Origin of the sequence: Nevskia soli, assembly GCF_903970205.1 — a bacterium.
Classification (GTDB): domain Bacteria; phylum Acidobacteriota; class Terriglobia; order Bryobacterales; family Bryobacteraceae; genus Bog-113.
In genome coordinates, this window is the sequence record NZ_CAJCHS010000094.1 from 1 (window position 1) to 8,844 (window position 8,844).

8 protein-coding genes and 1 pseudogene are annotated in these 8,844 nt (G+C 59.6%); 8 read left to right on the plus strand and 1 reads right to left on the minus strand.

All coding sequences use genetic code 11. The annotated features are described in order from the left end of the window. Positions 1–233 precede the first annotated feature (233 nt). The 8 genes and pseudogenes from H1Y01_RS19890 to H1Y01_RS04605 form a co-directional block, all read left to right on the plus strand. Positions 234–347: pseudogene (locus tag H1Y01_RS19890) on the plus strand (choice-of-anchor tandem repeat GloVer-containing protein); the annotation flags it as partial. Then, a complete protein-coding gene (locus H1Y01_RS04575; RefSeq protein ID WP_367399765.1) occupies positions 321–761 on the plus strand; it encodes an IPT/TIG domain-containing protein in 441 nt (146 codons plus the stop codon). The pseudogene H1Y01_RS19890 and the gene H1Y01_RS04575, both read left to right, overlap by 27 nt. 103 nt (positions 762–864) lie before the next feature. Further along, complete coding sequence (locus tag H1Y01_RS04580) at positions 865–1,239, plus strand: VOC family protein (RefSeq protein WP_180539093.1); 375 nt, start codon at positions 865–867, stop codon at positions 1,237–1,239. Next, positions 1,239–2,450, plus strand: coding sequence for an MFS transporter (locus tag H1Y01_RS04585; RefSeq protein ID WP_180539094.1), 1,212 nt, complete (start codon positions 1,239–1,241; stop codon positions 2,448–2,450). The genes H1Y01_RS04580 and H1Y01_RS04585 overlap by 1 nt, the downstream gene beginning before the upstream one ends. Beyond that, positions 2,447–3,136: a tetratricopeptide repeat protein gene (locus H1Y01_RS04590; protein WP_180539095.1), complete on the plus strand. Its 690-nt coding sequence runs from the start codon at positions 2,447–2,449 to the stop codon at positions 3,134–3,136. The genes H1Y01_RS04585 and H1Y01_RS04590 overlap by 4 nt, the downstream gene beginning before the upstream one ends. Continuing rightward, positions 3,133–4,551 carry a hypothetical protein gene (locus H1Y01_RS04595; RefSeq protein WP_180539096.1) on the plus strand — a complete coding sequence of 473 codons (1,419 nt, stop codon included), beginning with the start codon at positions 3,133–3,135 and terminating at the stop codon, positions 4,549–4,551. The genes H1Y01_RS04590 and H1Y01_RS04595 overlap by 4 nt, the downstream gene beginning before the upstream one ends. 104 nt (positions 4,552–4,655) lie before the next feature. Beyond that, positions 4,656–5,753, plus strand: coding sequence for a PHP domain-containing protein (locus tag H1Y01_RS04600; RefSeq protein ID WP_180539097.1), 1,098 nt, complete (start codon positions 4,656–4,658; stop codon positions 5,751–5,753). 18 nt (positions 5,754–5,771) lie between these two features. Beyond that, positions 5,772–8,198: a glycoside hydrolase family 44 protein gene (locus H1Y01_RS04605; protein WP_180539098.1), complete on the plus strand. Its 2,427-nt coding sequence runs from the start codon at positions 5,772–5,774 to the stop codon at positions 8,196–8,198. Here the strand turns inward: H1Y01_RS04605 and H1Y01_RS04610 are convergent. After that, the gene (locus H1Y01_RS04610) at positions 8,179–8,709 is read right to left on the minus strand and encodes a hypothetical protein (protein ID WP_180539099.1); all 531 of its coding nucleotides are present in this window, start codon (positions 8,707–8,709) and stop codon (positions 8,179–8,181) included. The two genes, H1Y01_RS04605 and H1Y01_RS04610, sit on opposite strands and share 20 nt — an antisense overlap. Between the last annotated feature and the right edge of the window lie 135 nt (positions 8,710–8,844).

The following is an 8,844-nucleotide window of genomic DNA, read 5'->3' on the forward strand; positions in this document are numbered from 1 at the left end:
CCAAAATGCTCCACCGCACCGCTACCGCTCGCAAAACTGGTGCGCCACGGAAAACGCGAAATTCTGCACAACCGCGCACAATCCTGCACAACAAATGGACTTTCCCCCAAAACTGAGACACGCGAAAATGCACAGAATGCAGGAAACGGGAGGGGGCGTGGGTCGGTTCGAACGAAAGAGCGAGGCATTCAAGAAGGAAGCAGTGGAGCGGATGCGCGGACGGCGCGAACCCCGGAGCATCATTGATCCAGGGCACCGACGGGAACTTCTATGGGACCACCGCCAACGGCGGGACGTACAACGAAGGGACGGTCTTTCAGATGACGCCCGTCGGCCGATTGACGACGCTCCATAGTTTCTGCGCCCCAGGTGCGCCGTCGTGTACCGACGGCAATTACCCGAATGCGAGTCTCTTGCAGGCGACCACCGGTGAATTTTACGGTACCGACACGGGCGGGGGATACTCCTCCAGCAGCGGCACGGTTTTCAGTCTAAATCTGGGCCTCGGTCCGTTTGTCAGAGCCCAGCAGGCCTCAGGCCGCGCGGGCGACCTCGTCATAATCCTGGGGACCGATCTCGCCGGCACAACCAGCGTCACATTCAACGGCACGCCGGCCGCTTACCGAGTGGTTTCGAAGTCTGAGATCGGCGCCACCATACCTGCGGGCGCCGCTAGCGGAAGAATAGCCGTGGTTGCGCCAAAGGGGATCGCGCCCTTTGCGCTTTTGAGCAACGTGCCGTTCCACGTGACTGAGTTTTGAATTCGCGAACAACATCACCCGACCGCGGTTCATTTTGGACTCTCCGCCGTCCAACCCTCCATGCCGAACGGCCATGTCACCCACCCTGTTAAACTCTGAATTCATGTTCAAAGGGTTGGAGCACACCGCGATTGCGTCGCCCGATCCGCGCAATCTGGCGGAGTGGTACGTCAATCATCTCGGGTTCCACATCAACTTCGAATACGCCGGCAACTATTTCGTCAAAGCGCCCAACGGCTCACTCCTCGAGATCATCCCCGGCGAAGGTCCGCCGCCTTCCGCCACCCTGAAAACACCCGGCATCCGCCATCTAGCCATCGCCGTCGACGATTTCGATGCGGCCCTCGCCGAAATCCAGTCCAAAAACGTCAAGTTTCTGGGCGAGCCTTACGAAAATCAGGGGAATCGATTGGTCTTCTTCGAAGATGGCGACGGCAATTTCCTGCACCTCATCCATCGCCGGAAACCTCTTCCTTAGTGGACGTGCTCCGGCGCATTTTCAAGGCGTTCTCGTACCCTAATTACCGGCTGCTCTGGATCGGCTCCTGCACCTCCAGCATCGGCACCTGGATGCAGCAGTTCGCCCAGAGCTGGCTGGTGCTGGATATGTCCAAATCCGCGTTCCTGCTCGGCCTCGACGCGTTCCTCGCCCAGCTCCCCATCATCCTGTTCTCGCTGGTAGGCGGAGTCATTGCCGACCGCATGGACCGCCGCAAGCTGCTCCTCGTGTCGCAGTACATCCAGATGATTTCCGCCACGCTGCTCACGGTCCTCATCGCCACCGGTTACGTTCGCATCTGGCACATCCTGTCGCTCTCGTTCGTGGTGGGCTCGGCGCAGGCTTTCGGCGGGCCGGCGTCGCAGGCGCTGGTCCCGAGTCTGGTTAGCAAGGAAGATCTGCCCAACGCCATCGCCCTGAACTCGATTCAGTTCAACCTGGCGCGCGTCATCGGTCCTGTCCTGGGCGGCATCGCTCTGGAACAACTCGGCGCCGCATGGTGTTTCGGGCTCAACGCGCTCTCCTTCGTCGCGGTGGTGTTCTCGCTGTGGATGATGAAAGTCAGCTTCACGCCGGAGCACTCGGCCGTTTCCATCCTAACCAGCATGAAAGAAGGATTTGGCTTCATTCGCAACCAGGGCGCCATGCAGGCGTTGATTGTCATCGCGTTCGGCATGACGCTGTTTGCGTTCCCGATGATGACGTTCTTCCCCGTGTTCGCGAGGGACGTCTTTCATGGCGGACCGACCGCGTTCACCGCGCTGCTTTCCACCTCGGGCGTCGGATCGATCGTCGGGGCGCTGACTGTCGCCAGCATGGGCAACGTCAAGCGCAAAGGATTGATCGCGTTGTCCGCGCTCATCATGGTAGGAGTTTGCATTGCGTCGTTCGCCCTTTCCCGCAACCTGATCCTAAGTTGCTTTATCGTGTTTGTGAACGGGGCCACGCTGATGGTCGCGTTCTCCATGATCACTTCTCTGGTACAACTGATTGTTTCCAATGAAATGCGCGGGCGCGTCATGAGTGTCTATAACGTCGCGTTCCGCGGCGGCATGCCGATCGGTAGTCTGGGCACGGGATATCTGGTCAAGTTCTTCTCCGCCCCGGCCGTAATCTGCGCCAACGGAATTCTGTTGGCGACAATGGGAGTGTATGTCCTCATAGCCCAGCGAAAGGTAGCCAAGCTTTGAAGCAGTTACTTATAGCGTTACTAATATCTGCCGCGGTAAGTTCGGCCGCTATCGATCCCGCCTTGATGAAGGCGCGCGATGCACAGGATCGTCCAGCGATCGATAAGTTCGTCGCCGATGCCAAGGCTGCCGCCGATAAGTCGCCAAAAGACGCCGAAGCGCAATACCGCTATGCCCTCGCGGTATCGATTCAGGCGGAGGTCGCGCTGGAGATGAAGGACAAAGCCGGAGCGTCGCGCGCATCGTCCAACGGGATTCCCGCGGCCCAGGCAGCCATCGCGTTGAAGCCGGACCACTCGGATTACTATAGTGTGCTCGGTACTCTCTATGGACAAGGCATTCCGGGCAACATATTCAGCGCCATCGGCTCGGGCAAGCGCGCGCAGGATGCGATCGCCAAAGCGAAGCAACTCGATCCCAAGAGCGCGCAGGCGTGGATTGCGGAAGGCGTTGGGTTCTACTATGAGCCGGCCACTTTCGGAGGCGGTCCCGATCCGGCCATCCGCAGCCTGAAGCGCGCCCTGGAACTCGATCCCAAAAGCGCCGAAGCCTGGTTGTGGCTCGGTCTGGCGCAGCGCAGGAAGCAGGAAAACGCGGAAGCGCGCGAATCGTTCACTAAGTCGCTCGCCATCGATCCGAACCGCGTGTGGGCCAAAGAACAGCTCGCCAAAACACCTGCAAAATGAAGCCCTGGGTGGTCGCGCTACTTATTGGCGCGATTGCGCTCTTCTCATTCTTTGTATTCCCCGGCCACACCTACCTTCAGCAGGATACGCAAATCTACGTTCCCATCCTGGAGCGGCAATGGAGTGGAGCCCTGGCGGGCGATCCTGTTGCCGAACAACAGCACGTCAGCTTCACGCTCTATGACGAACTAACCAACGCGCTGCGCCGGCTGACTCGACTGCCATTGCGGAATGTACTCGAAGGCGAACAGATCGTGTTCCGTGCGCTCGGAGTCTGGGGCGTGTTCCTGATCGCCGCCGGTCTTGGTCTCAACCCGCCCAGTGCTTTGGCCATTGCGGCGTTTGCCGCAATCGGCGCCGGTCTCCCTGGTCCTGAAGTGCTGGCCGTCGAGTATGAACCCACTCCCAGGGCATTTGCCGTTCCATTGGTTCTGCTCAGCACCGGGTTCGTGGTTCAGGGCCGCTATTGGATCGGCGGATTCGCGGCCGCGGCGGCAGTGCTCTTGCATCCGCCCGCGACCTGGCCTCTATGGGTGGCGCTGGCTGCCGCCGGCCTGGTCAACCGCCGGGTTCTGGTCGCGTTCGTGCCATTAGTCGCCGCTACTCTGGCGTTACTCATCGTCGCCGGATTCGAAGGAGCTTCGGCGCGGCAGCACTTATTCGCACGGCTAAGTCCCGCTCAGGAATCCTTACAGCGCGTGCGGACGACTTACGACTATGTTTCAACCTGGTGGGGAGAGAGGATCCGGCGGTATGCACTCGTCGGCGCCGCGGGACTACTCGCCGCGTTGCGCTTTCGAACGCGCCGCGAAGCATTCGTCCTGTTGACGGTGTTCATCGCGACCGGCTTCGCCAGTCTACCGGTTTCCTATGCCCTGCTGGAACAAGCGAAGCTTGCCATCGGCCCCCAAGTGCAACCGGCGCGCGCCTTGGTTTATCTGGTCGTTATTTCTTCTGTCGCGTCAGCTTGTGCGGCGTCGCTCGCGCTGCGCGCACGCAAATGGATTGACGCCGTGTGTTGGCTGATCGTCTGCGCCCTCTTGCCATTCTCGAATCCGCGGCCGGTCTTAATCGAAACCGCGGATCTTGCGGCGCTCGCCCAATGGGCGCATTCGCATCCCGGTACTTACGCGTTTCCTGAATCCGGACGCAGCCGGGCGCCAGGGTGGTTTCGTGCGGTAGCGCTACAGCCGGTCTATGTCGATTGGAAAGAAGGCGGCCAGGTTAATTACCTACCCGGATTCGGAGAAGAGTGGTGGCAAAGATGGCAAGCCACGATGCACAATTTACTCGTACCGGAGCGGTACCGTGCCCTCGGGATAAGTTACGTTGCGCTCCCGCGCGCTGAGTGGCCCGGCCGCGCGCCTGTTTTCCACAACGATTCATGGACTCTATACGAAGTTCAGTCCAAGTAAGGTTACCGAGCCGCGACGGCAACGGAGCGGTCACTACAACAGTGAACTAAGTCTTCACTCCGCTCTCATCGGTTCGTAACGTCTTCGCACGTACGTTCAAGGAGATGAGGAACACGAACGTAAGTAACCTCTGGCAAAATCCACGCGTCGCCGATGGTTTTCGTGCCGCGGTTTCTCTGCATAGTCACACCTCCCACTCGCATGAGAGTCTGGCGATCATACCGCAATATGCCAACAAGTCTAAGTTCTTGGGGCGCGTCATGCGAGCGGCCGAATTCCAGTACCTGTCGCGCACTGGAAATGTTCTCGATTGCGGGCGCGCCTATTGGACGCCGCCGCTGAGCGCCGCGCGAGCGGTAGCGCTCGAAGCCCGGCAGATCGAAACCCGCCTGCACCTGCCTGCCCTGGTTTCACTTACCGATCACGATAATTGCGAAGCCGGCTTCGACGTGGACGGGCCGGTATCCATCGAATGGACCGTCCCGCTCAAGCCGTCTTTCGTCCACCTCGGCATCCACAACCTGCCGCGTTCCGAAGCGCGGGCCCTGGTGTCCGAAATGCAGCGGTTTACCGCGGCCCCGCGTATCTCTCAACTTAGCGAGCGATTAGAAGCGCTACATCGCTGCGAAGACGTATTGATCGTTCTCAATCATCCCTTGTGGGATGAAGGTCTGATCGGCACGGCCCAACACACCGCACTGATTGAAGCTTTCCTGACGCGCTTCGGACGTTGGATTCATGCGCTCGAACTGAACGGTCTGCGCTCCGCGGGCGAGAACGATCGGGTGCTCCAGTTAGCTGAGCGCTATGATTTGCCTGGGATATCGGGCGGCGACCGCCACGGGCGCGAGCCCAACGCGAACGTCAATCTCACGCGCGCGGAGACATGGGAGGAGTTCATCGCTGAAGTGCGTCGCGACAAGTTAAGCGCGGTGGTCTACATGCCGCAATATCGCGAGCCGCTGCGGTTGCGGCAGTTCGAGACCGCCTGGGATATCCTGCGCCACGATCGCGACCGCGAAGACGGCTGCCATAGTTGGTGCGATCGGGTCTTCTTTACGACCGAGCAGGGTGTCACGCGCCCGCTTTCATTCTTCTTTGGAACCGCCGGACCGATGATCGTCATGCCGTTTCTCGCAGTCATGCGCGTGCTGGAGCAACCGGCCGTTCGTCCCGTCCTGCGCGCCGTGTTCGCCGAGTAGAATAGATATAATGCGCCCATGCACCTCGGGCGTGCCCTGTCTTTATTCTTTGTAGTTCTTTCGGCGTCCGCGCAAAGCGTTCCGACTCTGGCGGTGGACGCAAATGCGAACCGCCATCCCATCAGTCCGCTCATCTACGGCATCGATGACTATAGCGATAACGGTCTGGCCAACCTGGTCCGCACCGGCGTGAGGCGCTGGGGCGGCGATGCCACGAGCCGCTATAACTGGCAACTCGACACGATCAACTCGGCCAGTGACTGGTACTTCACCAATAACGCGTACTCGAATAACCCGGCGCTGCTGCCGAACGGTTCGGAGTTCGACCTGTTCGTCGAAAACGGATTGAACACCGGTACCGTGCGTCTCGGCACTGTGCCGGTATTGGGCTGGCTGCCGAAATCGCGGGACTTCGGTTGCAGTTACAGTGTGGCCAAGTACGGCGCACAGTACGCGGTCGATCCATATGCCACGGATTGCGGCGATGGAGTCCTGCCGGACGACAAGACGCCGGTTGTTAACGATCCCAACGACGTCAGCACACCCGTAGATGAGTCGTTCGCCCAAACCTGGCTTGAGTACCTAATCAAGACTTACGGAACCGCGCAAGGCGGCGGCGTCCAGATCTGGGATATCGACAACGAACCGGAGTGGTGGGACGGGGTTCACGCGGATATCCACCCCTTGCCTTCTACTTACGACGAGGACTGGGGTAAGTTGCAAACCTACGGCGCCATCATCAAACAGACGGACCCGACGGCATTGGTCAGCGGTCCGGTGGCCGGAGGATGGAGCGGCATGTTCTATTCATCGCTCGATATGCACGATGGCTGGAGCACGGCGCCCTATCAGTTCTATGACAACCCCGAAGATCAGCAAGCCCACGGCGGCCTGCCGTTGGTGGAATGGTATCTGCAGCAGGCCCAGCAGTATGAACAGCAGTACGGAATCCGTCTGCTCGATTACCTGGACGTTCACGGCTACATCGCGCCTAATGGGATTACCTTGACGAATAACGCGGGCGATCCGACGACAGACACCTTGCGGCTAACATCCACCCGCGTCTTCTGGGACCCGAACTACGTGCCGCCGCCGGGACTCAATAACACGTACCCGATAACTCCCACGCAGCAGTATCCGAACGGCGAAGCTCCCGAGTTAGTCCCGCGCATGATCGGCTGGGTGAATAGTTACTACCCCGGCACAAAGACCGCGATCACCGAATATAACTGGGGCGCGACGAACGATATCACCGGCGCAATCGCCGAGGCCGACATTCTCGGCATCTTCGGGCAGCAGGGACTGGACATGGGCTGCATGTGGGGCCCGCCCAACCCGAATCCCGGCAACGGCGCGCCGCCTGACCCGGCGGTTTTCTCGTTCGAGATCTTTCTGAACTACGACGGACAAGGGAATCAGTTCGGCGAAACGGGTATTTCGGCCACAACAACCGATCCCGATACGCTATCTATCTTCGCCGCGCAGCGATCCGACAACGCGCTGACCATTCTGGTTCTGAATAAGAGCACCTCCGACATATCGGCGCCCGTCTCCATCGCGAACTTCCAATCTTCCGGAACGGCTCAGGTTTGGACCTATAGCTCGGCGAATCTTCGCGCGATTGTCCAGCAGCCGTCGATCGCCGCTAACAGTGCCGGTGTCACGACCACCTTCCCCGCCCGTTCCATGACGCTGCTTGTCCTGCCCGAAGCAGCCGGCGCCCTGCCCGTCCCGCAGCCCGTAGTTGCCGCGGTCACTAACTCGGCTTCCTATGCCTCATCCGCAGTTTCGCCCGGTGAAATCGTGACAATCTTCGGATCTAATATGGGCCCTTCGACGATTGCGGGCGCGCAGCTAAGTTCTAACGGCGCCTATCTGACCCAGAACATCAGCGGCACGCGCGTGCTGGTCAATGGATACGTTGCTCCGATGATCTACACGCTGGCGGACCAGGTTGCCGCGGTTATTCCCTACGAAGCGGCTCTCTCGACGACCGCCTATGTTCAAGTGGAGTATCAGGGTGTCCGTTCAGCCCCCTTCAGCATCCCCGTCGCCCCCGCGGTTCCAGGACTGTTCACCGATGGGAACGGCACCGGACAAGGCGCGATACTCAACCAGAACCTATCGGTCAATTCATCCACCAACCCGGCCCACGCGGGCGACACCGTCGTACTCTATGCGACGGGTGAAGGTCAAACGAACCCGCCGGGAGTCGACGGCCGACTGGCACTAAGTCTCTATCCTGTTCCGGCCGGAGCCTGTTCCGTCACAATCGCCGGCGCCCCGGCAACTGTCGCCTATTGCGGCGCCGCCCCGAACTTCAGCGCGGGAGTTATCCAGATCAACGTGCAGATTCCTCAAGGCAGTCCGCCCGGAAACTTGCCGGTTGTCCTGACTATTGGCGGCGCGAGTTCCGCATCGAATGTTACGGTTGCGGTTCAGTAGCTTCTAGCTGTTTCAAAAGGATTCTTCCTCGGGCCCGCATGGCTGGCGTGCCCGTGCGGGTAAGTGTACGGATCAAATCCAGTACCCTCGGAAGTAAGCTGGTATGTCGCAGTGCCAGGTCCGCTAATCCCTGCATCGCAAACGTCTTGACGATGGAGCTGCGATCCTCCAGATAGCTTTCCAATATCTCAGCCGCGCGTAGGAACTCCGCCGTACTTAGTAGCATTCGAGGAATAATAAGAGCCAAGTGCCACCGGATCTCCTTCTGCTTTGCTTCAGCGAACAGATCAAACAGAGCCCCTTTATAAGGCTGAAGCCGGGCTACATTCTCGCGAGAAACCTTCTCCAGAGCATCGGCCGCCCGCATCGAGACACAAGCGTCGACATCCCACAGACACTCGATCAGTTCCGCGGTTCTCCCAGGGTAAAGACGGACAAGGTCCACCGCCTCGTCCGCCCTCCCGATCGACCGCCGATCGCCGCCGGTTAGCATGGCGCGGATGTCAGACACCCATCCATGGTAGTCATAAGGAAAGAGGAATCGCGTGCTTCAGGAATGGCGGACAGCCTTCAACGAATTGCAGCAGGATCGAAGGAAGTTAATGATCCGGCTGAACGGCTTGACTCCCAGCCAGCTTGAATTCCA